At 44.6% G+C, this 26,112-nt stretch carries 22 protein-coding genes and 1 other annotated feature; of the genes, 5 read left to right on the top strand and 17 right to left on the bottom strand.

What is annotated here, in order from left to right; all coding sequences use genetic code 11:
• Window positions 1-57: 57 nt before the first annotated feature.
• A complete protein-coding gene (gene ettA, locus ACEYKX_RS05605; RefSeq protein ID WP_373767347.1) occupies window positions 58-1,728 on the bottom strand; it encodes an energy-dependent translational throttle protein EttA in 1,671 nt (556 codons plus the stop codon).
• 142 nt (window positions 1,729-1,870) lie between these two features.
• Entirely contained in the window at window positions 1,871-3,157 is a 1,287-nt protein-coding gene (gene purD, locus ACEYKX_RS05610; RefSeq protein WP_373767348.1) for a phosphoribosylamine--glycine ligase, read from the bottom strand.
• Between the two features lie 186 nt (window positions 3,158-3,343).
• Between purD and nudC the strand changes: the two genes are divergently transcribed.
• Window positions 3,344-4,108: an NAD(+) diphosphatase gene (nudC, locus tag ACEYKX_RS05615; protein ID WP_373767349.1), complete on the top strand. Its 765-nt coding sequence runs from the start codon at window positions 3,344-3,346 to the stop codon at window positions 4,106-4,108.
• 30 nt (window positions 4,109-4,138) lie between these two features.
• Here nudC and artM read toward each other — a convergent pair whose 3' ends face one another.
• From artM to artP, 4 genes are read right to left on the bottom strand one after another with little or no spacing between them, the layout of a single operon-like run.
• The gene (gene artM, locus ACEYKX_RS05620; RefSeq protein WP_373767350.1) at window positions 4,139-4,822 is read right to left on the bottom strand and encodes an arginine ABC transporter permease ArtM; all 684 of its coding nucleotides are present in this window, start codon (window positions 4,820-4,822) and stop codon (window positions 4,139-4,141) included.
• Window positions 4,823-5,494 (bottom strand): arginine ABC transporter permease ArtQ, encoded by a 672-nt coding sequence (gene artQ / locus ACEYKX_RS05625; protein ID WP_373767351.1) that lies wholly within the window; start codon window positions 5,492-5,494, stop codon window positions 4,823-4,825.
• Window positions 5,495-5,499: 5 nt separating this feature from the next.
• Window positions 5,500-6,228, bottom strand: a complete 729-nt coding sequence (locus ACEYKX_RS05630; RefSeq protein WP_373767352.1) for a transporter substrate-binding domain-containing protein — start codon at window positions 6,226-6,228, stop codon at window positions 5,500-5,502.
• 37 nt (window positions 6,229-6,265) lie between these two features.
• Entirely contained in the window at window positions 6,266-7,000 is a 735-nt protein-coding gene (gene artP / locus ACEYKX_RS05635) for an arginine ABC transporter ATP-binding protein ArtP (RefSeq protein WP_373767353.1), read from the bottom strand.
• A 176-nt stretch (window positions 7,001-7,176) separates the two neighbouring features.
• Here artP and ACEYKX_RS05640 point away from each other — a divergent pair, with 176 nt between their 5' ends.
• From ACEYKX_RS05640 to ACEYKX_RS05650, 3 genes are read left to right on the top strand one after another with little or no spacing between them, the layout of a single operon-like run.
• Window positions 7,177-8,154, top strand: coding sequence for a calcium/sodium antiporter (locus tag ACEYKX_RS05640; RefSeq protein ID WP_373767354.1), 978 nt, complete (start codon window positions 7,177-7,179; stop codon window positions 8,152-8,154).
• 18 nt (window positions 8,155-8,172) lie between these two features.
• The gene (locus ACEYKX_RS05645) at window positions 8,173-9,918 is read left to right on the top strand and encodes a protein-disulfide reductase DsbD (RefSeq protein WP_373767355.1); all 1,746 of its coding nucleotides are present in this window, start codon (window positions 8,173-8,175) and stop codon (window positions 9,916-9,918) included.
• Window positions 9,915-10,736: an SDR family NAD(P)-dependent oxidoreductase gene (locus ACEYKX_RS05650; RefSeq protein WP_373767356.1), complete on the top strand. Its 822-nt coding sequence runs from the start codon at window positions 9,915-9,917 to the stop codon at window positions 10,734-10,736. The genes ACEYKX_RS05645 and ACEYKX_RS05650 overlap by 4 nt, the downstream gene beginning before the upstream one ends.
• Here ACEYKX_RS05650 and priA read toward each other — a convergent pair whose 3' ends face one another.
• From priA to ACEYKX_RS05670, 4 genes are all read right to left on the bottom strand, one after another.
• Window positions 10,737-12,950, bottom strand: coding sequence for a primosomal protein N' (gene priA / locus ACEYKX_RS05655; protein ID WP_373780635.1), 2,214 nt, complete (start codon window positions 12,948-12,950; stop codon window positions 10,737-10,739).
• Window positions 12,950-13,816 carry an EamA family transporter RarD gene (gene rarD, locus ACEYKX_RS05660; protein WP_373767358.1) on the bottom strand — a complete coding sequence of 289 codons (867 nt, stop codon included), beginning with the start codon at window positions 13,814-13,816 and terminating at the stop codon, window positions 12,950-12,952. Before rarD (ACEYKX_RS05660) ends, priA begins: the two co-directional genes overlap by 1 nt.
• Complete coding sequence (rarD, locus tag ACEYKX_RS05665) at window positions 13,816-14,697, bottom strand: EamA family transporter RarD (RefSeq protein ID WP_373767359.1); 882 nt, start codon at window positions 14,695-14,697, stop codon at window positions 13,816-13,818. The genes rarD (ACEYKX_RS05660) and rarD (ACEYKX_RS05665) overlap by 1 nt, the downstream gene beginning before the upstream one ends.
• Window positions 14,698-14,843: 146 nt before the next feature.
• On the bottom strand, window positions 14,844-16,061 hold the full coding sequence (locus tag ACEYKX_RS05670) for a pyridoxal phosphate-dependent aminotransferase (RefSeq protein ID WP_373767360.1): 1,218 nt from the start codon (window positions 16,059-16,061) through the stop codon (window positions 14,844-14,846).
• 141 nt (window positions 16,062-16,202) lie between these two features.
• Between ACEYKX_RS05670 and ACEYKX_RS05675 the strand changes: the two genes are divergently transcribed.
• Window positions 16,203-17,480 (top strand): isochorismate synthase MenF, encoded by a 1,278-nt coding sequence (locus tag ACEYKX_RS05675; protein WP_373767361.1) that lies wholly within the window; start codon window positions 16,203-16,205, stop codon window positions 17,478-17,480.
• A 63-nt stretch (window positions 17,481-17,543) separates the two neighbouring features.
• Here the strand turns inward: ACEYKX_RS05675 and ACEYKX_RS05680 are convergent, their stop codons facing one another.
• From ACEYKX_RS05680 to adk, 7 genes are all read right to left on the bottom strand, one after another.
• Complete coding sequence (locus ACEYKX_RS05680; RefSeq protein WP_373767362.1) at window positions 17,544-18,524, bottom strand: peptide ABC transporter ATP-binding protein; 981 nt, start codon at window positions 18,522-18,524, stop codon at window positions 17,544-17,546.
• Window positions 18,525-18,617: 93 nt separating this feature from the next.
• Window positions 18,618-19,601, bottom strand: coding sequence for a dipeptide ABC transporter ATP-binding protein (gene dppD / locus ACEYKX_RS05685; RefSeq protein ID WP_373767363.1), 984 nt, complete (start codon window positions 19,599-19,601; stop codon window positions 18,618-18,620).
• A 10-nt stretch (window positions 19,602-19,611) separates the two neighbouring features.
• The gene (locus ACEYKX_RS05690; RefSeq protein ID WP_162856180.1) at window positions 19,612-20,505 is read right to left on the bottom strand and encodes an ABC transporter permease subunit; all 894 of its coding nucleotides are present in this window, start codon (window positions 20,503-20,505) and stop codon (window positions 19,612-19,614) included.
• A gap of 133 nt (window positions 20,506-20,638) precedes the next feature.
• Window positions 20,639-21,643 (bottom strand): ABC transporter permease subunit, encoded by a 1,005-nt coding sequence (locus tag ACEYKX_RS05695; protein WP_373767364.1) that lies wholly within the window; start codon window positions 21,641-21,643, stop codon window positions 20,639-20,641.
• Between the two features lie 98 nt (window positions 21,644-21,741).
• Window positions 21,742-23,337, bottom strand: coding sequence for an ABC transporter substrate-binding protein (locus ACEYKX_RS05700; protein WP_373767365.1), 1,596 nt, complete (start codon window positions 23,335-23,337; stop codon window positions 21,742-21,744).
• A 206-nt stretch (window positions 23,338-23,543) separates the two neighbouring features.
• On the bottom strand, window positions 23,544-25,133 hold the full coding sequence (locus ACEYKX_RS05705; protein WP_373767366.1) for an ABC transporter substrate-binding protein: 1,590 nt from the start codon (window positions 25,131-25,133) through the stop codon (window positions 23,544-23,546).
• A gap of 25 nt (window positions 25,134-25,158) precedes the next feature.
• Window positions 25,159-25,287: a sequence feature (His leader region), on the bottom strand.
• Between the two features lie 159 nt (window positions 25,288-25,446).
• Complete coding sequence (gene adk / locus ACEYKX_RS05710; protein ID WP_373767367.1) at window positions 25,447-26,091, bottom strand: adenylate kinase; 645 nt, start codon at window positions 26,089-26,091, stop codon at window positions 25,447-25,449.
• Between the last annotated feature and the right edge of the window lie 21 nt (window positions 26,092-26,112).

Consider the following 26,112-nt stretch of genomic DNA (forward strand, 5'->3'; position numbering starts at 1 on the left):
ATAGTATTTTTTATTTTATAATAAGCAATATAAAAATATTGCAATAAATATATTTTATTACTTCGCAATACGTTTATATTTCATACGATGCGGTTGGGTGGCTTCTGCACCAAAGGTTTTCTTTTTCCACTCTTCGTAGTCTGAGAAGTTACCTTCGTAGAAGGTCACTTTACCTTCATCGCCGTAGTCTAGGATGTGAGTTGCGATACGGTCTAAGAACCAACGGTCGTGCGAGATAACCATTGCACAGCCCGGGAACTCTAAGATCGCATTTTCTAACGCACGCAAGGTTTCCACATCAAGATCGTTAGTCGGTTCGTCTAATAATAAGACGTTTCCGCCCGCTTGTAACAATTTCGCAAGGTGTAAACGACCGCGCTCACCGCCTGACAATTCGCCAACACGTTTTTGTTGATCGACACCTTTGAAGTTAAAGCGTCCAACATAAGCACGGCTTGGGATTTCAAAGTTACCGATAGTTAGAATATCTTGTCCGTTTGACACTTCTTCCCACACGGTTTTCTTATCGTCCATTGCATCACGGAACTGATCCACAGAGGCAAGTACCACGGTTTCACCCATTACGATTGAACCACTATCCGGTTGCTCTTGACCTGAAAGCATACGGAATAGGGTTGATTTACCGGCACCGTTCGGACCGATAATCCCAACGATCGCCCCTTTCGGAATACTGAAGGATAAATCGTCAATTAACGTGCGATCACCGTAAGATTTGGTTAAGTGATTCACTTCAATCACTTTATCCCCTAAGCGTGGACCCGGTGGAATAAAGAGTTCGTTGGTTTCGTTACGTTTTTGATATTCGCCCGAGTTAAGTTCATCAAAGCGTGCCATACGCGCCTTGCTTTTCGCTTGGCGACCTTTCGGATTTTGACGCACCCATTCCAACTCTTTCTCAATCGATTTTTGACGAGCAGATTCCGCCGCTTGTTCTTGGGCTAAACGTTTCTCTTTCTGCTCTAACCAAGATGAGTAGTTTCCTTCCCAAGGAATCCCTTCACCACGGTCAAGCTCTAGGATCCAACCTGCCACGTTGTCTAAGAAGTAACGGTCGTGGGTAATTGCCACCACAGTGCCTTCATAGTCGTGTAAGAAGCGCTCTAACCACGCTACAGACTCGGCATCTAAGTGGTTGGTCGGTTCGTCTAATAACAACATATCCGGTTTTTCGAGCAATAAACGGCAAAGAGCCACACGACGGCGTTCGCCCCCTGAAAGATGTTCGATTTTAGCGTCCCAATCCGGTAAACGTAACGCATCCGCCGCACGTTCTAACTGGTTATCTAAATTGTGACCATCGTGAGCTTGAATAATCGCTTCTAATTGAGCTTGTTCAGCCGCCAGTTTGTCGAAATCCGCATTTTCATCGGCATAAGCCGCATACACTTCATCTAAACGAGTGAGTGCAGTTTTAACTTCTGAAACTGCCTCTTCAATGGTTTCACGCACGGTTTGCTGCGGCTCTAATTTTGGCTCTTGCGGAAGATAACCGATTTTAATCCCCGGTTGCGGACGTGCTTCCCCTTCGATCTCTTTATCGATCCCAGCCATAATGCGTAATAAAGTCGACTTACCCGCACCGTTTAAGCCAAGCACCCCGATTTTCGCACCGGGGAAGAAGCTTAATGAGATATTTTTTAAGATATGACGCTTCGGCGGAACCACTTTTCCGACTCGATGCATCGTGTAAACAAATTGCGTGGACATAGATATTCCTTTTCTGACCAAAAATCGGAAGTATTTTACTTGAAATTACAGTGAGTGGGAATCTGAAAACAACAAGCGGTCTGATTTCAACGGAAATTTGCAAATTTCATCGAAAATCGGACCGCTTGTAAATGAAGAGCCGCTATGCCCGCTCTCTCGCTACCGCGCGATAGCCGATGTCACGTCGATAAAAACGGCCTTGCCACTGAATCTGTTCGGCAAGTTTTAACGCTTTTTGTTGGGCTTCCAATACGTTAGAACCTAACGCTGTAGCACACAATACCCGACCGCCGTTGGTTACAAGCTTGCCGTTTTGCTGTTCAACACCGGCTAAGAAGACTTTTTCACCCGGCTGAGGCGCAGTCGGTATGCCACTGATTTCATCGCCTTTGCGATAATCGCCCGGGTAGCCTTCCGCCGCCAGTACGATCCCCAATGCGGCTTGTTCGCACCACTGAGATTGTATTTCATCCAATTTGCCGTCGCACGCTTTCAGACAAAGTTCGACTAAATCGGATTCCAAACGCAACATGATCGGTTGAGTTTCAGGATCGCCGAAACGACAATTGAATTCAATCACTTTCGGTTGACCGTTCGGCATGATCATCAAACCGGCATAGAGAAAACCTGTGTATTCATTATTTTCACTCGCCATACCGCGTATGGTCGGGTAAATGATTTCCTCCATGACGCGTTGGTGAATCTCCGTGGTCACCACCGGCGCCGGTGAATAGGCGCCCATTCCGCCCGTATTTAAGCCTCTATCACCTTCGCCGACCCGTTTGTGATCTTGGCTGGTTGCCATCGGCTCGACATGCTTACCGTCAACCATAACAATAAAACTCGCTTCTTCACCGTCGAGAAATTCTTCAATCACGACTCGGCTACCGGCTTCGCCGAACGCATTGCCCGAAAGCATATCTTTTACCGCGTCTTCCGCTTCGTTCAACGTCATCGCGACAATCACACCTTTACCGGCGGCTAAGCCGTCGGCTTTGATCACAATCGGCGCACCTTTTTGACGTAAGTAAGCTAACGCCGGTTCCACCTCGGTAAAGTTTTGATATTCCGCCGTCGGAATATGATGACGGGCGAGGAAATCTTTCGTAAACGCTTTTGAACCTTCCAATTGTGCGGCAGCTTGAGTCGGCCCGAAAATGGTGAGTCCTGCGGCGCGAAACGCATCGACCACCCCGATAACTAACGGCGCTTCAGGACCGACAATGGTTAAGCCAATATCGTTTTCTTTGGCAAAGGAGACTAACGCGGCAATATCCGTTGCAGCAACGGCAACATTTTCAATCCCCTTCTCAAGAGCTGTTCCCGCATTACCCGGCGCCACAAAAACCTTATCCGCCAAAGGCGATTGACGTGCTTTCCACGCTAAAGCGTGTTCACGACCACCATTACCGATAATTAAAATGTTCATTCGAATTCCTCATGAGTTTGAATAGACGATTTCGCAATTTGCAAAATATTGAAGATAACCGACCGCTTGTCAAGCGACGCAAACGGTTGCGTATTCTACCGAATTTCATTCGGTTCTAAAAGAAAAAAACCAATCGGGTTGTTTTTAGCTTATAATTCGTCCATATTGACTTATAAAGGTACGCTTATGAATCCCCAAGGTTATTGGATTGTCGTCCGTGATTTTGACCTCTCTCTCATTGATAACGAAATCCCGTTCGGTGAAGCAAACCAATTCGGTTTGGAAAACCGTTCCGCCATTGAAATCGGCACATACCGCCAACATGCGGTCTTTTTAGTTCACGCCGATGAACGCGATCAACAACGTGAATTCGTGAATTTGCGCTCTCAATTATATCGGGAGGAAACCTTGCGAAATTTATTGCACCGTGCAGTGTCTTTAAATCATTTTCTGAGTACGCATCGTTACTGCGGTCAATGTGCGACACCGTTTGAGATGGCATCGAACGAATTTGCACTGCATTGCCCGAATTGTGGTAACCGCACTTATCCGACTATCAGCCCGTCAATCATTGTTGCGGTCAGACGCGGCAGACAAATTTTATTGGCAAACCACCTTCGCCATAAAGGCACGATTTATACTACCCTTGCCGGTTTCGCCGAAGCGGGGGAAACCGTTGAAAACGCCGTACACCGTGAAGTGTGGGAAGAGAGCAAAATTAAGATTAAAAATATTCGTTACTTTGGCAGCCAACCGTGGGCGTTTCCGAATTCGTTAATGTTAGGTTTTTTGGCTGATTACGACAGCGGTGAAATCGAATTGCAGGAAGAAGAGATCTTCGATGCCCGATGGTTTGATTGCGATGAACCTTTACCGGAACTGCCGCCGGAAGGGACGATCGCCTTGCGCTTGATTCAAGAAACCCTGTCGATTTGTAAAAACAGCGCATAAAACAACAGCCCGCTATCGGGCTGTTTTATATTAGGTCTTCTCCGCCTCAAAACGTTCAAAAGAAAGCACGCTACGTTCAACCTTGCGCAGAATCAATGTCATGATGCCGGTAATAACTAGATAAATCACCCCCGCCAAACCGTAAATCGTCAACGCATCGTATTCCGTACCGTATAATTGACGGGCGTAGCCCATGATATCCATGATCGTAATGGTCGACGCCAATGATGTGCCTTTAAACACCAAAATGATTTCATTACTGTATGAAGGCAAAGCGCGTCTTAATGCGTATGGCACAAGAATTTTCAGCGTCTGTAAACGGTTCAGCCCTAATGCGGCACAGGTTTCCCATTGCCCCTTCGGAATCGCTTTTACTGCACCATGAAATAACAAGGTGGTATATGCAGTGCTGTTTAACGCCAACGCCAGCATCGCACAAAACCAGGCATTAGAAAGCAATCCCCACAACGGACTATTGACAATCCACTGAAACTGCCCCGGACCGGCATAAATTAAGAAAAATTGTACCAACAGCGGCGTTCCGGTGAATAAAGTCAGAAACAGATTAATTGCCGCTTTAATGAGTTTATTGTCCATTGAGAGCAAAAACGTTAATCCGACGGACAAGAAAAAGGCGACCACTAATGCCACAAATGTTAATAGCAAACTGGTCGGAATCCCTTGAGCTATGGTGACAAAATACTCCTGCAACATTTATTTGCCTCCTCTCTCAAAACGGGTAAAACGCCGTTCCAATTTACGGATAATCACTTGACTGACTAACGTGATCATCAGATAAATCAACGCCGCAAAACCATACCACGTAAACGGTTCATGAGTACGGGTATTAATTAACTCCGTTTGGCGCATCAAATCATGTACGCCGATGAGCGAAACCAATGCCGTATCTTTCAACAAGACCAACCATTGGTTACTCAACCCCGGTAAGGCGTGCCGCCAAACTTGCGGCATCACGATATGGATAAACGTATAACCGCGGCTTAAGCCTAAGGCTGCACCGGATTCCCATTGCCCTAACGGAATCGCCTGAATCGCACCGCGCAACGATTGTGAAGCATAGGCGGCAAAAATGATCGATAACGCCACAACACCGCAGCCGAACGGCCCGAGTTCGACATAGGTGCCGGTCACCCATTCAATCACTTCCGGAGCGCCAAAGTAAATTAAGAAAACAACGAGAATTTCCGGTAAACCGCGTAATAACGTGACGGCAATTGCCGTCGGCTGGCGGACACAACGCCATTTACTCGTTTCAAGGGTGACAAAGACAATGGAAAGGACAAGCCCCAATAATAACGAACAAACCGCTAACCCTAAGGTCATTAGGGTTGCGGTGTACATTAAAGGAAGATAATCAAAAAACATAAAGATTATTTAGTCATCCATTTATCATAAATTTTTTGGTATTCACCGTTTTGCTTAATCGCAGCAATGCCTTTATTGAGGCTTTCGACTAAAGCGGTATTCGATTTATTCACCGCAATACCGAGCCCATTATTGAAATAACGTTTATCGGTTACACGCTCACCGACGAAATCCAACTCCGGATTTTTCGTAAACATATCTCTTAATACATCCGTATCGCCGAAAATAATGTCAATACGACCGTTTTTCAAATCTAAAATCGCATCTTGCAAACTCGCATACGATTTTGTTGCATATTGTTTCGCTTCTGCATTGGCATATTGTTGATAAGTCGTGCCGTTTTGTACGCCAACGGTTTTTGCCGTTGCCAAGTCAGCTTTACCTTTCACGCCGATAAAGCTGGCCGAACTTTCATAATACGGTGCAGAAAAAGCGACTTGTTTCGCACGTGCTTCGGTAATATCGATTGCCGAAATCGCCGCATCGAAACCGCCACGCCCTTTAATCAAGCTCGGAATCAACGCATCAAACGATTGTGTTTTAAACTGGCAGGTAGCCTGAATTTCTTTACAGATGGCGTTAGCAATATCCACATCAAAACCGATAATTTCCCCTTTTTCATTGGTCAATTCAAACGGCGGATAACTTGGTTCCATGGCAAACGTGATGGTTTGATTTGCCTGTGCCGAAAATGCCGCCATAGCAAGCGCTGATGCAATCAATAATTTTTTCATTGTATTTACCTCAATAAGCAATAGGATTTAAAACAAATTAATGTGAGTGAGAAAGATAATTGGCAAACTGCGCCGTTTGCGGATGAACAAAACAATCTGCGCCGCCGAATTCAATGATCCTGCCTTTTTCCATATAAACGACTTTTGTCGCCACTTTACGCGCGACGGCGACTTCATGAGTGACAATCACTTGTGTAATACCGGTATGTTGCAACTCTTTGATAATATCCACCACTTGCGCCGTAATTTCGGGATCCAGCGCTGCCGTCGGCTCATCGAACAACAATACTTGCGGTTGCATCATTAATGCCCGGGCAATTGCCACACGTTGTTGTTGCCCGCCTGACAGCTGTAACGGAAAACGCTCGGCGAATTCGGCTAATTGCAAACGCGCCAATAACCCCGTGGCACGCTCAATTGCCGCAGTTTTACTCAAACCAAGTACTTTCATCGGCGCTTCAATTAAATTTTGCATGACGGTCAAATGCGGCCATAAATGATATTGCTGAAAGACCATCCCGACTTCTTTACGCAATAAGCCGACTTGTTTTGCATCGGCTTTTGCGGTGAGATCAAACTTATGCGTTGCAATTTCAAGCGCGCCGGATTGCGGAACTTCCATTAAATTTAACGTCCGAATTAAAGTACTCTTTCCCGCACCACTCGGGCCGAGAAGTACAACGGTATCCCCTTTCTCAATATTCAGATTAATATCAAACAGGGCTTGGCTTTGCCCATAAAAGAAATTCACATTGTGAATACGAATTGCCATTCGAATAAAATCCTGTACAGCCTAAAAATTGAATGAATATTATGATTTTATGCATATTTATGCAAGAAATTTTGCAAAAATTTAAAACGTCCGACCGAATAGGTTTAAAGAGATTGATAGTACGCCACGGTAAATTAGCCTATACTACACACCTTCAATATGCTTTAGGAGGAATAATGTTACAAGCCGTTCTCGCTATTATCGGCGGATTAATCATTTTAGTTTGGAGTGCCGATCGCTTTGTCGACGGTTCAGCCTCTACCGCCCGTCATTTTGGTATGCCCCCGCTATTAATCGGTATCGTCATCATCGGTTTCGGTACTTCAGCGCCGGAAATGATCGTGTCCGCCTCGTCTGCAATGCAAGGCGCCTCCGGTATAGCCTTAGGAAATGCTTACGGCTCCAATATTACCAATATTGCGCTTATTTTAGGGGTGACCGCCATGATTCGCCCGATTACCGTCCATTCCGCCGTCATTTATAAAGAACTGCCGATTTTATTGGTCATCACGTTTTTCTCCGCCTATTTGCTTTATGATGCCACCGTCACTCGCATGGAAGCCGTTGTGTTATTGGCTATTTTTGCCGTTTATATGCTTTGGACCATTGCACTTGGTATCAAAAGCCGCAATGACAGCATCGCCAAAAGCGAATCGCTTGAAGACGACAATTTTAAAATGCCGATTGGAAAAGCGCTGTTTTGGATTGTGATCGGCTTAACCTTACTTGTTATCAGCTCGCAATTACTGGTTTGGGGCGCTATTGAGGTTGCCCGTTTTTTTGGCGTGAGTGATTTAATCATCGGCTTAACCATTGTTGCCGTCGGTACCTCATTACCTGAATTTGCATCATCAATCGTCGCTGCCCGAAAAGGCGAATCCGACTTAGCTCTCGGTAATATCGTCGGTTCCAATCTATTCAATGCACTTGCCGTTGTCGGTGTTGCCGGCGTAATCGAACCGATGCAGGTCAGCCCGGAAGTCTTCTCGCGCGATATGCTGGTGATGACCGCCGTTACGATTTTATTATTCTTCTTTGCATACAGTTTTAAACGTCGACCGGGCAGATTGGGACGCATCAACCATGTCGAGGGTGCGATTTTCCTACTCGGCTACATTGCTTACAGCGTTTATCTGTTTCAAACTGCGGTTTAAGAAGGAATCCGTTTTTATATGCGTATTTTGGTCTTTCTTTTCACGTTATTATTGAGTTTTCCCGGTTCGGCAGGTTTATTTAATACAACACCGAAATATCTGAGTAGTGCACAAGCCTTTGCCTTCTCTTATCAAGTATCGGCGGATAAACTCCTGTTGGACTGGCAAATTGCCGACGGCTATTATTTGTACCAAAAAGAAATCCGCGTACATTCGGAACAAGCGACGCTTGGTGAACTGCGCTTTCCTCAAGCGGAAAAGCACCAAGATGAGTTTTTCGGTATGGTGAATATTTTCCGCCGCCAATTGCATCTTGACGTGCCGTTCGACAAACTTACGCCAAGTGCAACCGTGGAAGTCAATTATCAAGGTTGCACCAAAGGATTTTGCTATCCGCCGGAAACCGTCAGTATAGTACTCGATAAACAAGCGGTCGGTTCCGTCAATCATTTTGCAAAAAACGACTCGGTTCAGACCGCTTACACAGTGCGAAAAGCCGAACAAGACAACCTGGCGGAACAGCTTTCCGCCAACCGTTTTTCCATCTTTTGGTTTTTTATTTTCGGCTTAGGTTTAGCGTTTACCCCCTGCGTATTGCCGATGTTACCGCTGCTATCGGCGATTGTAATCGGTAACAATCAGCGACCGAGCAGCCTACGGGCGTTTTTGCTCAGCGCCGTTTACGTACAAGGTATGGCGCTGACATATACCCTACTCGGCTTAGTCGTCGCCGCCGTGGGTTTGCCGTTCCAAATTGCCTTACAAAGCCCGGCGGTACTGTTCACCTTAGCAATATTATTCACGCTGTTAGCCTGCTCCATGTTCGGCTTGTTTACCCTTCAGCTACCGCACCGCTGGCAGCAAGCGCTGAATCAGCTCAGTCAACGACAAACGGGCGGTTCGTTCGTCAGTGTGTTTATCATGGGCATGATCGCCGGCTTGGTGGCGTCACCTTGTACCTCGGCGCCGTTATCCGGTGCGTTGCTTTATGTCGCGCAAAGCGGTGACTTACTTACCGGCGGATTGGCACTTTATCTGCTCGCCTTAGGCATGGGCATTCCGCTGATGTTGATTACCTTATTCGGGAATAGCATTCTGCCGAAATCGGGGGATTGGTTACTGAAAGTCAAAAGCCTGTTCGGCTTCGTTATGCTCGCCTTACCGGTATTTTTACTTTCCCGTATTTGGCCTGAATTTGAGCCGTTAATGTGGTCCGCCCTAATGATGGCGTTGTTAATTTGGACAAACAATGTCTTTTTCAACCAAAAATGGTTACGCATCGTCTTGCTCATTGCTTTTGCTTTCAGTGCAAAACCTTGGGTCGATCTGTTTTGGCAACCGAAGACAATCCTCACGCAAACGCCGTCACACTTTACCCGCATCCAATCGCTTGACGAACTGAAACAGCAACTCACCGCCGCCAACGGCAAAAAAGTGATGCTGGATCTCTACGCCGATTGGTGTGTCGCTTGCAAAGAGTTTGAAAAATTTACGTTTAACGCGCCGCAAGTAAAAACCAAACTGGAGCAAATGCTGGTCTTGCAAGTTGATATGACGAAAAATTCTCCGCAAAACGATGAATTGATGAAACAATTTAATGTACTCGGCTTACCGACCATTTTATTTTTTGACGAAAATGGGAACGAACTGAGCCAAGCGAGGGTTACCGGTTTTATGCACGCGGATGACTTTGCCGATTGGCTGAATAATTTGAGCCGATTCGGTTCATCTGCTTTCATTCAAGAAGGAAAGGAGCAAAAGTGAAAACGATCTTAATCACCGGCTGTTCATCAGGTATCGGCTATGCCACCGCTCACCACTTGAAAAACGCGGGTTGGCGGGTTATTACCAGTTGCCGAAAACCTGAAGACGTACAACGTCTGCAATATGAAGGGTTTGAATGCATACAACTGGATGTGACGGATTCCATCCAAATAAAAGAAGTATTCGATTACATTCAAACAAGCGGTCGGCTAGACGCCGTATTTTGCAATGCCGGCTACGGTCAGCCGGGTGCGGTAGAAGATATTCCGCGTGAAGCGTTACGGGAGATTTTTGAAACCAATGTTTTCGGCACTTGGGAAGTGATGAATGCTGCATTACGTCTTTTCCGTCGCCAAAATCAGGGGCGCATTTTGATCAATAGCAGCATTTTAGGCTTTGCCGCCATGCATTTCCGCGGGGCGTACAACAGCACTAAATTTGCCTTGGAAGGCATGGCGGATACGCTGCGACACGAACTTCACGGCTCAAATATCTACGTGAGTTTAATCGAACCCGGCCCGATTCAAAGCCGTTTTCGCCCGAATTCCGTCGTCAAATTACATCAATATATTGATATGGAAAGCTCTTTTCATCACGAGGCGTATCGGAAGCAGCTTGCCCGCCTGAACACCAAAGGCAATGCCAACCCGTTTACCCTGCCCGCTTCCGCCTGCGCCGAAGCATGTTTGAAGGCCTTAAATGCCAAAATACCTAATGCCCGCTATCAAGTCACGTTTCCGACCAAACTGTTTTGGTGGCTAAGACGCATTTTGCCGACCAACGCCTTCGATTTTATGTGCCGAAAAGGCGGCGGATAATCATCCCAACTCCTGCGGATCAATATCCACCGTCAATCGAATATCGTTTCGCAGGAACTGTTCTTTTTGCTCATCAAAACGATCTAACAACTGTTGGATCGCACTTCTTGCCGAATGTTGAATAAGTAACTGCCAGCGATAATGCCCTGCTTTTTTTGCCATTGGGGCGTTGAAAGGTCCAAGTAACTGGAAGCCTTGCCAGCCGTTTTCGCTGATCATTTGGTGTAAACAAGCGGTCAGATCTTGCAAAAAATTTGCAACTTTATCGTTATCTCTACCTGTCGCACGCATCAGCACTTGCGAAGAAAACGGCGGTAGGCTCATTATTTTTCGTATTGCTAAGGCTTGGCTGGCAAAGGCAAGGTAGCCGTCATTGAGTAAGCTGGTGAGTAACGGGTGATCGGGGTAATGCGTTTGTAACACCACTTCCCCTTGCTTTTCCGCCCGTCCTGCTCGCCCTGATACTTGCACATAAAGCTGTGCCAAGCGTTCTTCTGCACGGTAATCGGTGGAAAACAGGCTACTATCCACATTCACGATGGCGACTAAAGTCACATTCGGGAAATGGTGTCCTTTGGCTAACATCTGTGTGCCGATCAAAATTTGGCTTTTGCCTGCTTGGATTTCGGCAAGGTGCTGTTCCAACGAGCCTTTACGGGCGGTGCTGTCACGGTCAATGCGAGTAATGCTGTATTGCGGAAAACGTTGTGCCAGCACTTGTTCCAGCTGTTCCGTGCCGATCCCTGTGGTGATTAAATTAACCGAGCCACAATGTCCGCACTGGCGAGGAATGGCTTTTTGCGAAGCACAGTGATGGCAACGCAAAACTCGCTGTTTTTGGTGATAAGTAAAAGGTTTATCGCAAGACGGGCAATCGGCAATCCAGCCACATTCGTGGCACAACAGAACAGGGGCAAAACCCCGTCGGTTCAGAAATAACATCACTTGATTGCCTTTTTCCAAGTGGCTTTGCATCATTGCCAACAGCTTTTCCGATAAGCCTGAATAAATCCGCTGTTTTTTCAAATCAATTAACGTTTGCTTGGAAAATTGAGCATTGCCTGCCCTTGCATTAAGCTGAAGTTCGATAAATTTACCGTTTTGTACATTTTGCAAACTTTCAAAACTTGGCGTTGCCGAGCCGAGAATAATCGGAATGTTGTTATTTTTCGCCCGAAGCACCGCCAAATCCCTTGCGTGATAACGCCAGCCGTCTTGCTGTTTGAACGAGCCGTCGTGTTCTTCATCAATGATAATTAAGCCGAGTTGCTGAAATTGTGTGAACAAGGCGGAACGTGTGCCGATCACAATCGCACTTTCGCCGTTTTTTGCCCGAAGCCACGCATTGAGCCGTTGTGTGTCGTTGAGATGGGAATGCAATGCGTCAATTTCCACATTAAAACGAGCTTGGAAACGCTGAATGGTTTGTGGGGTCAGCCCGATTTCAGGCACTAACACCAACACTTGCTCGCCCCGTTTCAGCACTTCTTCGATCACTTGCAAATAGACTTCCGTTTTCCCTGAGCCTGTAACCCCATTGAGCAAAAATGCCCCGAAGCCTTGCTGATAATGCAAACGGCTGACGACAAGGGTTTGCTGTTTATTCAACGTTAAACGGTTTTGGCTATTGCAAATCGGCTGTTCGCCCAGTTTTTCCTGCCAACTTTGCACATTAAAAGGAAGCTCAACCTTTTCCAGATACCCTTTTTCAAGCAAGGCTTTCCAAACCGCAGGGCTACAAGCGGTCGGCTTTTCAAAGAAATTTGCAAATGCCGCCAGTTCGCTTAATAGCTCTTGTTGCTTTTTCGCTTTTTGAATCACGCCGTTAGCAAGCGCTTTTCTGCCATTTTCCGTGACAACGAAATAGTCTGGGGCGGTGCGTTCGCTACTTTCCCCTTGTCGCAATTTGACAGGCAAGGCACTTTGTAGCACTTCGCCCAACGGGGCGTGATAATAACGGCTCGCCCACTGCAAGAGTTGCCACATCTCAGCGTCAAACAACGCTTGTTCATCTAACACTTGCTCAATCGGTTTGAGTTTTTCGGTGGGAATATCTGACGTGGTTGGGAAATCCACCACAATCCCGATTTTACGCTGGCGACCAAAAGGCACCACGACCCTAGCCCCTTTCACCACATTTTCAAAATGCGTTGGAAGCAGGTAATCGAAATAACGTGCCAACGGCACAGGTAGAGCAATTCGGATTAGGTTCATTAGGGTTTCACTTTGCGAAAACTATCAACACTTAATAAGATAATGGATACCGCCAAACACGCCATTAAAATATAGGATTTGGCTTCTAATACTTCACCGATTGCAAATGAAATAAACAACATGATTAAGGGTTCTGCATAACCTAATAATCCTAATACGTTAATTGGTAAGGTGTTACTCGCAGCAATATATAAAATAAATGCCATGCCATTCACTAGCCCTAATAATGCTAAATAAAAATAGAGATATTCATTTTGGCTTAAAATATAAGGGTATTTGACCTGTGAAATATAATAGAGAGCAAAAGGTAATAATAAAACTAATTCTACAAAAAAAGTTGCAAGGCTGTTAATCTGATAATAACGGCGTAAGGTAATATATATCGGATAGCCGAATCCAGCGACAAAGGTTGCCCATGAAATCGTGGCGGTAAAAATAATATTGGTGGAAACACCGATAACGGCAAAGGCTAATGCCCACCATTTTAGCTTGGTGAAATGTTCTTTAAACACGATTTTGCCTAACGCTACGGCAACAATCGGCAATAATAAATAACCGATAGACACTTCAATAGCCTGACCATTATTCGGCGCCCATAAAAACAACCAAAGTTGTACACTGGTGTTTAATGTAAGTAATAATAAAATAATAATTAAAAAAGGTTTCTTCTTTATCTTTTGATAAAGTTCTTTAAATGCTTTTTGCTGATGAAATAAAAAAATCGCCAATAAAATAAATGGCATTAACACCACAATACGAAAGCCGAAAACACCATCGCTTTCTAAAGGGCGAAGTAAAATCGCAAAATAATAACCTACACCGAATAAAATATTTGCCGAAAGTGCTAAAAGAATACCTTTGAGCATTATATCCCCCGACGTTGTTTGCGGATGGCGATAATACCGTCAAGCATTAATAGCAATATAGAAATAATCAAACAGCTCATGAGAATATAAGAGGATTGATCTAATACTTCCCCGATAATAAATGCTACAAGTAGCATAGATGCCGGTTCAATATAACTTAATAACCCTAATACATTAATTGGAACAAGACTGCTTGCAATAATATAAGAAATTAATGCCGTACCACTCACAATACCCAATAACACTAACCAAAAATAAAAATTCGGATTATTTTCCGTGACAAATTGCATATCGGTATTCAGCATAAAATAAGTGGCTATCGGCAACATTAATATAATTTCGCAGACAAAACTGGATAAATGCGACATATCGAAATGTTTACGTAAACTAAAATAAACAGGGTAGCCGATTAATACCATTAAGGTTGCCCACGAAATAGATCCAACGGTAATTAAGGTAATAATGACACCAATAGAGGCAAAAATAATGGAAGCGATTTTTAAATAAGAGAGACTCTCTTTAAATAAAAATCGCCCCACCGCGACCATGGCAATCGGCATTAATAGATAACCGATAGACACATCAATGGCATAGCCGTTGTTGGGGGCATAAAGGAAAAGCCACATCTGCGAGCCTGTGACCGCAGTGGTTGTTAGTAATACCAAAATTAAATGGGGGTGCTGTTTTAGGCGTTTTAAATAGCGTTTAAATTCGTCGTTTTTTTTGAAAATAAAGAGTGCTGAAATCACAAAAGGCAAGCTTACCCACATTCTAAAACCGTAGATTTCTTCACCGGAAAGAGGTTTTAAATGGGTGGATAAATAATAGAGTACACCGAATAAAATAGAGGCGGTGACGGAAAATGTGATGCCTTTTATCATTTAGATTAGTGTTAGGATCGAAATATGAACATTCATTGATGTAGGGGCGGACCGATGTATCCGCCCACTATTTGCAAATAAATATGTTTAAATATCCGCTTGGAACGGGCGGACACATCGGTCCGCCCCTACGGTTACGTTTTAAACTAATCCTGACGATAACTCTGCAAGAATTTCGCTAATCGACCAATAGCTTCTTCCAGTTGATCCACATACGGCAGTGTCACCACACGGAAGTGGTCCGGTTTATGCCAGTTAAAGCCTGAGCCTTGCACCAACAACACTTTTTCCTGCTGAAGCAGATCGTAAACAAATTGCTGATCGTCTTTGATACCGTACATTTCCGTATCAATTTTCGGGAACATATACATCGCCCCTTTTGGCTTCACACAGCTAATCCCAGGGATTTTGGTGAGCAATTCGTGAGCCTTGTTGCGTTGTTCCAACAAACGACCGCCCGGTAAAATAAATTCGTTAATGCTTTGATAACCGCCTAACGCTGTTTGAATAGCGTGTTGCATCGGGGTGTTTGCACATAAACGCATTGACGCAAGCATATCTAAGCCTTCAATAAAGCCTTTTGCCTGATTTTTCGGACCGTTTAACACCATCCAACCTTGGCGGAAACCTGCTACACGGTATGCCTTTGATAAACCGTTATAAGTGACGGTTAAAAGATCAGGGGCAAGAGGGGCAAGATGATGATGTACCGCACCGTCATAAACGATCTTCTCATAAATTTCATCTGAGAAAATAATCAAATTATGTTCACGAGCCACCGCCACAATATCCAATAAGATTTGACGGCTATACACTGCGCCTGTCGGGTTATTTGGGTTAATGATTAAAATAGCTTTGGTTTTCGGGGTGATTTTCGATTTAATGTCCTCAATATCCGGGAACCACTCGTTTTCTTCATCGCAAAGATAGTGAACCGCTTTACCGCCTGCAAGGGTTGCCGCCGCTGTCCACAGCGGATAATCCGGCATAGGAATTAAAATTTCATCGCCATCATTTAATAAGGCTTGCATTGACATGGTGATTAATTCAGATACCCCGTTACCGATGTAAACATCACCGACATCTAAATCACGCATACCTTTTAATTGGTAATATTGCACAATCGCTTTGCGTGCCGAATATAAACCTTTAGAGTCACAATAACCTTGCGCAGTCGGTAAGTTACGAATCACATCGACCAAAATTTCCGCAGGCGCATCAAAGCCGAAAGGGGCTGGGTTACCAATGTTGAGTTTTAAAATTTTATGTCCTTCTTCTTCAAGGCGAAGAGCCTCTTTATGAATCGGTCCGCGAATATCATAGCGAACATGTGCCAATTTGTCGGTTTTTGCAAAGCGTTCCATTATATTTATCCTAAAAGACTAAGTCGTTAAAGCAGAAAAATGCTTCACTCTACTCCGATTTTTTAGGAAAAAAAAGAGGAAATGAGATAAAATGCATTTGTTTTTTTCTACAAGCGGTCTGATTATTCGAAATTTTTACAAATGCCTCTTTTTAGTGACTTAGCAAATCAGCTTTACCAACAATTACAGCAACTTACCCGTCCAAGCGGTTTGATACGACTTCAAGCCGAAATAAACGCATCCGTTGAATCGCAGGTGCTTTTGGGATGGTTAAAAGGGCAAGAAGTCTTTCCGCATTTTTTTTGGCAGAGCCGCGATACGGCGCTCACTTTTGCCGCTATCGGAAACGTTCGTCGATTCGATCAATTGGACGAGGCTCAACAATTCAGCCTACAGTCAAATTTTCAGCTCATCGGCGGCTTGCAATTTGAAGGGCAATGTCGCTTTATCCTGCCCCGCTGTCTCTTTGCAAAAAATGCAGAGAAACTGACCGCTTGTCTTTACCTTGATGCCGACGATTTTGTGCAGGAATACGACATCTGCCGCCGGCTTATCCAAGGGTTGGATCGCATCTCCACCTTAGCCGATACGGACAATCCGATCCTCAGCGAACACACTGCAAGCGACTTCAACCACTGGGAAAAAAATATCGAACAAGCCGTCACGTGGATTTCACAACAACGGCTGAATAAAGTGGTGCTTGCCAATGCGACAACTTTTACCGCTGAAAACCCGATTTCCGCTTATGATTTGCTTTCGGCAAGCCAACGGAAAAACCTCGGTTGCTACCATTTTTTATGGTCTGAAGACGGTCAATCCACGTTTATCGGTTCCAGCCCGGAACGGCTCTATTTACGCCAGGATCGGCAATTTCATACCGAAGCCTTAGCGGGTACGGTTGCCGTCAGCGATAACTTGGCGGAGACCGAACGCAATGCCTTATGGTTATTGAGTGATCATAAAAATATCTATGAAAATTTATTAGTGGTCGATGATATTAGCAGTCATCTTGCCGATTGTGCCGAAGATATTACGGTCGGCGATGCCGAAATCAAACGGCTGCATAATGTACAGCACTTACGCCGTAAAATTCAGACCGTTTTGGCACCGCAAGTCACGGATGCCGATTGCCTTGCCCGAATTCATCCGACTGCCGCCGTAGCCGGTTTGCCGCGTTCTATCGCCAAACAATTCATTCGGCAGCATGAGCCGTTCGAACGCGAGTGGTACGCCGGAACATTAGGTTACTTCACACCGCAATCCGCCGAATTTTGCGTCACGTTACGTTCTGCATTAATTGAACAAAACCGCATTACGGTCTATGCCGGAGCCGGGATCGTTGAAGAGTCGACGGCGAAATCCGAATGGGCGGAAATCGAGCGAAAATCACTTGCCATCGCCGGATTACTCACCAAATAAAAAAGCGATCCGATTTGCAAAATTGTTGCCGAATCAGACCGCTTGTCTCTTATCCAAAGGGAATTATTCCACCATAAAACAAGCTATCTTCGTGCCGTTTTCATAGGTTTTTAGCTCAGGGCGTTCTTGTTGACAACGCTCTGTCGCCAAACGGCAACGGGCGTGGAACGCACAGCCTTTCGGCGGATTAAGCGGACTTGGTAATTCGCCCGTGAGTTTAATCCGCTCACGGCGATGTTCCACTTCCAAACGTGGTGTGGCTGATAGCAAGGCTTGGGTGTAAGGGTGGCGTGGGTTGCCGAAGATCGCTTTGGTGTTGCCTTGTTCTACACAACGCCCTAAATACATTACCATCACTTCATCGGCAATATGTTCTACCACCGATAAATCGTGAGAGATAAATACATAGGACAGCCCAAGTTCTTCTTGTAAATCCATCATCAAGTTTAATACTTGCGCACGAACGGATACGTCAAGGGCTGACACAGGTTCATCTGCCACCACAATATCAGGTTTCAACATTAAACCACGAGCAATCGCAATACGTTGACGTTGTCCGCCTGAGAACATATGCGGATAGCGGTCGTAAAATTCAGGTTTTAACCCCACTTTTGCCATCATTTCTAACACTTGAGCTTTACGCTCTTGTGCGGATAATCCGGTATTAATAAGCAGAGGTTCTTCTAAAATTGCCCCGACTTTTTTACGTGGATTCAGCGACGCATAAGGGTTTTGGAAGACGATCTGAATTTTTTTACGGCGTAATTTCTCTGTTTCCGCATCGCTGACTAAGAAATTTTGTCCGTTGTAGAACAATTCCCCTTCTGTTGGTGGTTCGATCATTGTCAGCATACGCCCTAAGGTTGATTTGCCACAGCCCGATTCGCCCACCACAGCAAGGGTTTTGCCACGCTCAAGGGTAAAAGAAACGCCGTCCACCGCTTTTACCAGTTTCGGCTTGCTAAACATTCCCTTTTTTACAGGGTAGTATTTTTTGAGATCCACCGCATTGAGAAGCGGTGGGTTTTGATTAATATTTTGCATTTTTTCTATCCTTTTCTACCGCTGGCGCGAGTGTCTCACTCGTGCCAAATTGAGTAGAAAGGCACGAGTGAGACACTCGCGCCAGCAATAATCTTAAATTGAAACAGGCAATCCGCTTTCATTCAACGGCGTATGGCATTTCACTTGTCTGCCGTTTACCGTGCGTAGTTCCGGCTCTTTTTGTCGGCATAAATCCGTTGCATACGGACAGCGTGGGTTGAGCAAGCAACCTTGCGGACGGTCATATTTACCCGGTACGACACCCGGTAGTGACTGCAAGCGAGATTTACCTTCCGCAAACTCAGGCAACGCTTTTAATAACGCTTGGGTATAAGGGTGAAGCGGTGATTTGAAAATCTGTTCAGATTTGCCTTCTTCCACCACTTGCCCTGCATACATCACGATAATGCGGTGAGCCGACTCGGCGACTAAGGCTAAATCGTGGGTAATCAAAATCAACGCCATATTTTCTTTGCGTTGCAACTCAAGCAATAAATCAATAATTTGCGCTTGAATAGTCACATCTAACGCCGTTGTCGGCTCGTCAGCAATCAATAATTTCGGGTTACAAGCAATCGCCATTGCGATCATCACACGTTGGCTCATACCGCCTGAAAGTTGGTGCGGATAGACCTCTAAACGAGAGGTTGGGTCAGGAATACCGACCATCGTCAATAATTCAATCGCACGCTCTTTTCGCCACGCTTTTGAACCGCCTTGGTGAACTTTCAAGGCTTCCATAATTTGATAACCCACAGTGTAACTTGGGTTCAGGCTTGTCATTGCATCTTGGAAAATCATCGCCACATCAGCACCGACAATTTTCTGCTTCTCTTTTGGTTTTAAATCAAGCAGATTATGTCCGTTGAAACGTAACGAATTTGCCATTACACGCCCAGGGAAATCAATTAACCCCATAATTGCAAGGGAACTGACCGATTTACCGGAACCTGACTCGCCCACAATGCCTAACACTTCGCCTTCATTGACTTCATAACTTACTCGATCCACCGCTCTAAACGGGGCTTTTTTATCGCCAAAGTGAACGGAAAGTTCATCTACTTTTAATAATGCCATTTCGTTCCCCTTACTGTTTTAATTTTGGATCAAGTGCATCACGTAAGCCGTCACCCATTAAGTTAAAGGCAAGCACGAGAGATAAAATCGCTAAACCTGGGATTGTCACCAACCAGTTTGCCGATTGCATAAAGCCACGAGATTCGGCAAGCATTGTGCCGAGTTCCGGTGTCGGTGGTTGCGCTCCGATACCCAAGAAGCCAAGTGCAGCAAGCTCTAAAATCGCATTAGAAATCCCCATTGTCATCTGAACAATCAGTGGTGCTAAACAGTTTGGCAAAATCACAATAAACATCAAACGCCATACGCCAGCTCCAGCAACACGGGAAGCGGTCACATAATCACGATTTTTTTCACTTAACACAGAAGCACGGGTTAAACGCACATAGCTTGGAATAGACACCACAGCAATTGCAATCGCCGCATTCAGTAGCGAAGGTCCAAGAATTGTAACAACACCAATGGTTAATAATAGGCTTGGAATTGCAAGCATAATATCGACAAAACGCATAATCACAATATCAATAGTGCCGCCGTAATAACCTGCTAACAGACCTAAAATAACCCCAAGAATACAGGACATCACTACGATCAACAGACCGATAAAAATCGATAATCTTGCTCCATAAATAATACGAGAAAGAATATCACGCCCAATGTCGTCCGTGCCGAGTAAATAGGCAGAATTACCGCCTTCAAACCACGCAGGTGGCAAAAGTAATGCACTGCGGTTTTGCACAATAGGATCGAAAGGGGCGACAAACTCTGCAAAAATGCAGGCAAGCCCAACAATCACAATAAAAGTTAAACCAATCACCGCCCCTTTATTTTGGCGGAAATAGAGCCAAAATTCTTGTAAAGGTGTTAGTGGGGCTGGTGAGGTTGTTTCTACTTGAGAAGACATTTATTACTCCAACAAATAAATCTATTCCTAATATTCGTAGGGGCGGACCGGTGTGTCCGCCCATATAATTTTGTTGTTTTCGGGCGGACACGTCGGTCCGCCCCTACATTTCTTTAAAAAAGGGAATACTCTTTTAAGTATGTCTAATCCGAGGATTAACCACGCCGTAAATTAAATCTACGGTTAAATTCACTAAAATAATCAAGGTAGCAATAATCAGCACCGAACCTTGTAGCACAGGGTAATCACGCGAGTTAATCGCATCAATAATCCATTTACCGATCCCCGGCCAAGAGAAAATGTTCTCGGTTAACACTGCCCCTGATAATAGTTGCCCCACAATTAAACCGACCACCGTTACCACTGGAATTAACGCATTACGCAAGGCGTGGATAATCACAATACGCGTTGTGTTTAACCCTTTCGCTTTGGCTGTGCGGATATAATCTTCACCTAACACTTCCAACATCGAAGAACGGGTCATACGGGTAATAATGGCTAATGGAATAGTACCGAGAACAATCGCAGGTAAAATCAACGATTTAATCGCCGCAACAAATGCCCCCGGTTCGTCAGAATTCCACGTATCAATCAACATAAAGCCAGTTTCAGCTTCGATCCAATATTCTGCCGGTAAACGCCCTGATGCCGGTAAACCGAGCGGCGTGGAAACATAGAGAATTAAAATTAAGCCCCACCAGAAAATCGGCATGGAGTAGCCAGTTAAAGAGATCGAGGAAATGGCGTGAGAAAGCCAAGATTCTTTCTTCACGGCAGCAATCACGCCAAACAAAATTCCGGCAATCAACGACCATAATAATGCAAAAAACGCTAATTCCACCGTTGCGGGAAATAACGTAAAGAATTCTTTTAACACAGGTTCATTATTACGAAACGAATTGCCTAAATCCCCCTGAAACACACCCTTGATATAGTTAAAATATTGTTCGTGTAGAGGAAGATCTAGACCGAGTTGTGCCATCATCTGTGCGTGAACTTCGGGGGTCAAACCACGCTCACCCATTCGGATCTCAATCGGATCACCCGGGATTAAATGCACGAGAGCAAAGGTAATCAAGGTTATCGCAATAAAGGTTGGGATAACCATTAAAATACGTTTAAGAATAAATTGAAACATTCAGTATTCTCTATGTTTAATTACAAGCGGTGAGATATTACAAATCTTTTGCAAAATCTCACCGCTTTCAACATTGCCTAAACAGGCATTAGCCGGAACTATTTCGCTAAATCTACTTGGTAGAAGTTATGTAAACCGAACGGGCTAACCACATAACCTTTCACTTCTTTGCGTACTGGGAAGTACGTTGTTGAGTGAGCGATAGTAACCCACGGTGCTTGCTCTTTGAAAATCACCTGAGCTTGTTTATAAAGCTCGGTACGTTTTGCTTGATCCGTTTCCTGAGCCGCTTGAACCACTAAATCGTTAAACGGTTTGTAACAGAATTTCGCATAGTTAGAGCCCGCTTCCAATGCAGAACAGCTTAATAAGGTGTTTAAGAAGTTGTCCGGGTCACCGTTGTCGCCCGTCCAACCAATCATGGAAGTTGCCGCTTCGCCGTTGCGTAAACGTTTTAAGTACTCACCCCATTCGTAGCTGACGATTTTCGCATTCACACCGATTTTTTTCCAATCGTCTTGGATAATTTCCGCCATACGGCGTGCATTCGGGTTATACGGACGAGACACCGGCATTGCCCATAATTCCGTTTCAAAACCATTTTCAAAACCGGCTTCTTTTAACAACGCTTTGGCTTTTTCAGGGCTGTATTCGTAATCTTTCACATCGTCGTTATAACTCCACATTGTTGGTGGTAATGGATTTTTCGCGACTTGACCGAAACCTTGATACACAGATTGAATAATCGCTTCTTTATTAATCGCATGGTTCAATGCTTGACGTACTTTTTGGTTATCTAATGGAGCTTTCGTGTTATTTAACGCTAAATATCCTACGTTTAAGCCCGGTTTCTCTAACACTTCGATATTAGGATCGGCTTTTAATTTTGCAATATCCGCCGGGTTTGGATAAGGCATTGCATGGCATTCGCCTTTTTGTAATTTCGCTAAACGTACAGACGCATCCGGCGTAATCGAGAACACTAAACGGTCAATTTTCGCTTTACCCGCCCAGTAATCTTCAAACGCTTTATAACGAACGGTGGAGTCTTTTTGGTAATCCACAAATTGGAACGGACCGGTACCGACAGGATTATTATCCAATTTTTCAGGGGTTTTCGCCGCTAACATTTTATCGGCATATTCAGCCGAATAAATTGCTGCAAAATCCATGGCTAAGTTGGCTAAGAACGGAGCATTTGGTGCTTTTAAGCTGATTTTAACGGTGTAATCATCCACTTTTTCAACTTTATCAATGATATTTTGCATATCCATGCCGATAAAGTACTCATAATTGCCGCCTGACACTTTGTGATACGGGTGATTCGGATCTAACTGACGATTAAAGGAGAACACAACATCATCGGCATTGAAATCACGGCTTGGTTTGAACTCTTTGGTTGTATGGAATTTTACGCCTTTACGTAGATGGAAAGTGTAAGTTTTGCCATCGGCAGATACATCCCATTTTTCTGCTAATGAAGGAATCACCGTTGTTTCGCCTTCTTTAAAATCGGTTAATTTATTAAAAATGGTACGACCGCTTGAGTCTAAGGTCGCTCCATCCGTACCTAATACCGGGCTAAAGTAAGAAGGTGAAGCCTCTAAACAATAAACAAAAGTTTTCGGAGCCGCCATCGCAGAGCCGGATACGATTGCTAATGAGATCAGGGAAAGTTGCGCTAGTTTTTTCATTTTCACTCCATTTTATGTTTGTGTGATGAATTGTTATTAAAATGTTAATTCTCTACCGCTAGAGGATTTTGAATATACAAGTTTTTTTATGAACTGCAATAATTTTTTTAATGCAAGCGGTCTGTTTTCATGTAATTTTTGCAAATTTATCAGCATATGTGATCGACATCACATATGCCGTATGCTTATCTCTTTGTCGCGTTAAGCTATTTTAGCTCCACCGAATAAAAATTATGTGACATAAACGGGCTTTGCACATAACCCGTGACTTCTTTACGAACCGGGAAATAGACCGTAGAGTGAGCGATCGGCAACCACACCGCCTGCTCTTTAGCGATTTGTTGCGCTTGGCGGTACAACTCGGTGCGTTTAGCCTTATCACTGATTTGAGCGGCTTGCGTAACCAATTTATCGTATTCCGGATTACAGAATCCCGCATAATTTGAACCCTGTTTTACCGCATTACAGCTTAATAAAGTGTTTAAAAAGTTATCCGGATCGCCATTGTCGCCGGTCCAGCCCATCATACCTGTCGTATGCTCCCCATCACCCATGCGTTTAAGGTATTCTCCCCATTCATAGCTGACGATCTTCGTTTTCACCCCGACTTTTTCCCAATCCGCTTGGATCATTTCCGCCATACGACGCGCATTCGGATTATAAGGTCGCGCCACCGGCATCGCCCACAGTTCCGTTTCAAAGCCGTTTTCAAAGCCCGCTTCTTTTAATAATGCTTTGGCTTTTTCAGGATTATAGTCGTCATCTTTAATGTCATTGTTATAACCCCAAATTGTCGGCGGCATCGGATTTTTAGCTACCATGCCCGCACCTTGATAAACAGATTCTAAAATAGTGGATTTATTGACGGCATAATTGAGCGCTTGGCGCACTTTTTGATTATCAAACGGTGCTTTACGTTGGTTTAAAGTGATGTAGCCGATATTCATTCCCGCTTTTTCAAGGACATTGATATTCGGATCGGTTTGCAACGCTTTAATGTCCGCCGGATTCGGATAAGGCATCGCTTGGCATTCGTTATTTTGCAATTTAGCCAAGCGCACCGTCGCGTCCGGCGTTACGGTAAAGACCAAGCGATCAATTTTCGCTTTACCTTGCCAATACTCCTCAAAAGAGGTAAAACGGACATTGGCATCCTTTTGATAAGAATGGAATTGGAAAGCGCCCGTACCAATCGGTGCGGTATCCACTTTTTCAGGCGTCCCCGCTTTTAACATCGCATCAGCATATTCCGCAGAAAAAATCGCGGCAAAATCCATGGCTAAATTGGCTAAAAACGGCGCATTCGGCTGTTTTAAACTGATTTTCACACGGTAATCGTCAAGTTTTTCCACTTTATCGATGATATTTTGCATATCCATGCCAAGGAAAAATTCATAATTACCGCCGGAGACTTTGTAATAAGGGTTATTCGGATCCAATTGGCGATTAATCGAAAACAGCACGTCATCGGCATTAAACTCACGGCTTGGCGTAAACGCTTTATTCGCATGGAATTTCACGCCTTTACGCAAATAAAAAATGTAACTTTTTCCGTCTTCACTGATTTCCCAACGTTCCGCCAACGATGGAACCAAATTGGTTGTACCGGCTTCAAAATCGACCAGTCGATTATAAATCGCTTGCCCGACATCCAACGTAGCGCCGTCCGTGCCGATTTGCGGGTTTAAATAGGCGGGAGACGCCTCAATACAATAAGTGAAGGTTTTACTTTCCGCATAAGCGTTATTCGCACCTAAACAAAGTGCAACCGTTGTTAATGCCATTAATTTTTTCATGTTGTGTCCTTAGTGTTAATACAAAACGAAAACCCCTCGAAAGTTGCCTTCCGAGGGGTTAGAAATTGTGATTGGTTTAGCCATGCACTCTCGGAAGCTGTCTCCCGAACACGCCAAATGCCCGAAAGATTATTCAGGTAAATGGTGATGATGGTGGTTAAAAATAAAATTCATAGCGGCTCCAAAATCGAATGGCTCGGAATATAGCCTAAGCTAACATGAAACGCAAACGATTTTATTGCAAAATGCGGACAAAAAAAGACCGTTTGTCACGTGACAAGCGGTCTGTTTTGCGCTATTTTTTGCAAATAAATCAGCCTAAGATTTTATTTAATTCCGCACTGACGGCTTCTACCGGCTGTGTGCCGTCTAAGCGGTGATATTGCGTATTACCCGCTTCGGCTTCCGCCGTATAATAGGCGATAAGCGGTTTGGTTTGTTTGTGATAAATCGCCAAACGTTCTAACACCGTTTCAGGTTTATCATCTTGGCGAATGATTAAATCTTCACCGGTTACATCATCTTTGCCTTCCACTTTCGGCGGATTATACACAACGTGATAAGTACGACCTGACGGCTGATGAACGCGACGACCGCTCATACGCTCAACAATGACGTCATCCGCCACATCGAATTCCAAGACGAAATCGATTTTCACGCCCGCCTCTTTTAATGCGTCCGCTTGCGGAATCGTACGCGGGAAGCCGTCTAATAAGAAACCGTTCGCACAATCCGGCTGCGCAATACGGTCTTTGACTAATGCGACGGTCAATTCATCCGGAACCAGTTTACCTTCGTCCATTAATGCTTTAGCTTGCTTACCCAGCTCTGTGCCTTCTTTAATTGCCGCGCGGAACATATCGCCCGTTGAAATTTGCGGAATACCGAATTTGTTCATCATAAATTGAGCTTGTGTGCCTTTACCCGCACCCGGTGCGCCTAACAGAATAATTTTCATCGGAAAACCTCTTAAAATAAA

The sequence above is a fragment of the Glaesserella sp. genome (genome assembly GCF_041817755.1).
Lineage (GTDB): Bacteria > Pseudomonadota > Gammaproteobacteria > Enterobacterales > Pasteurellaceae > Glaesserella.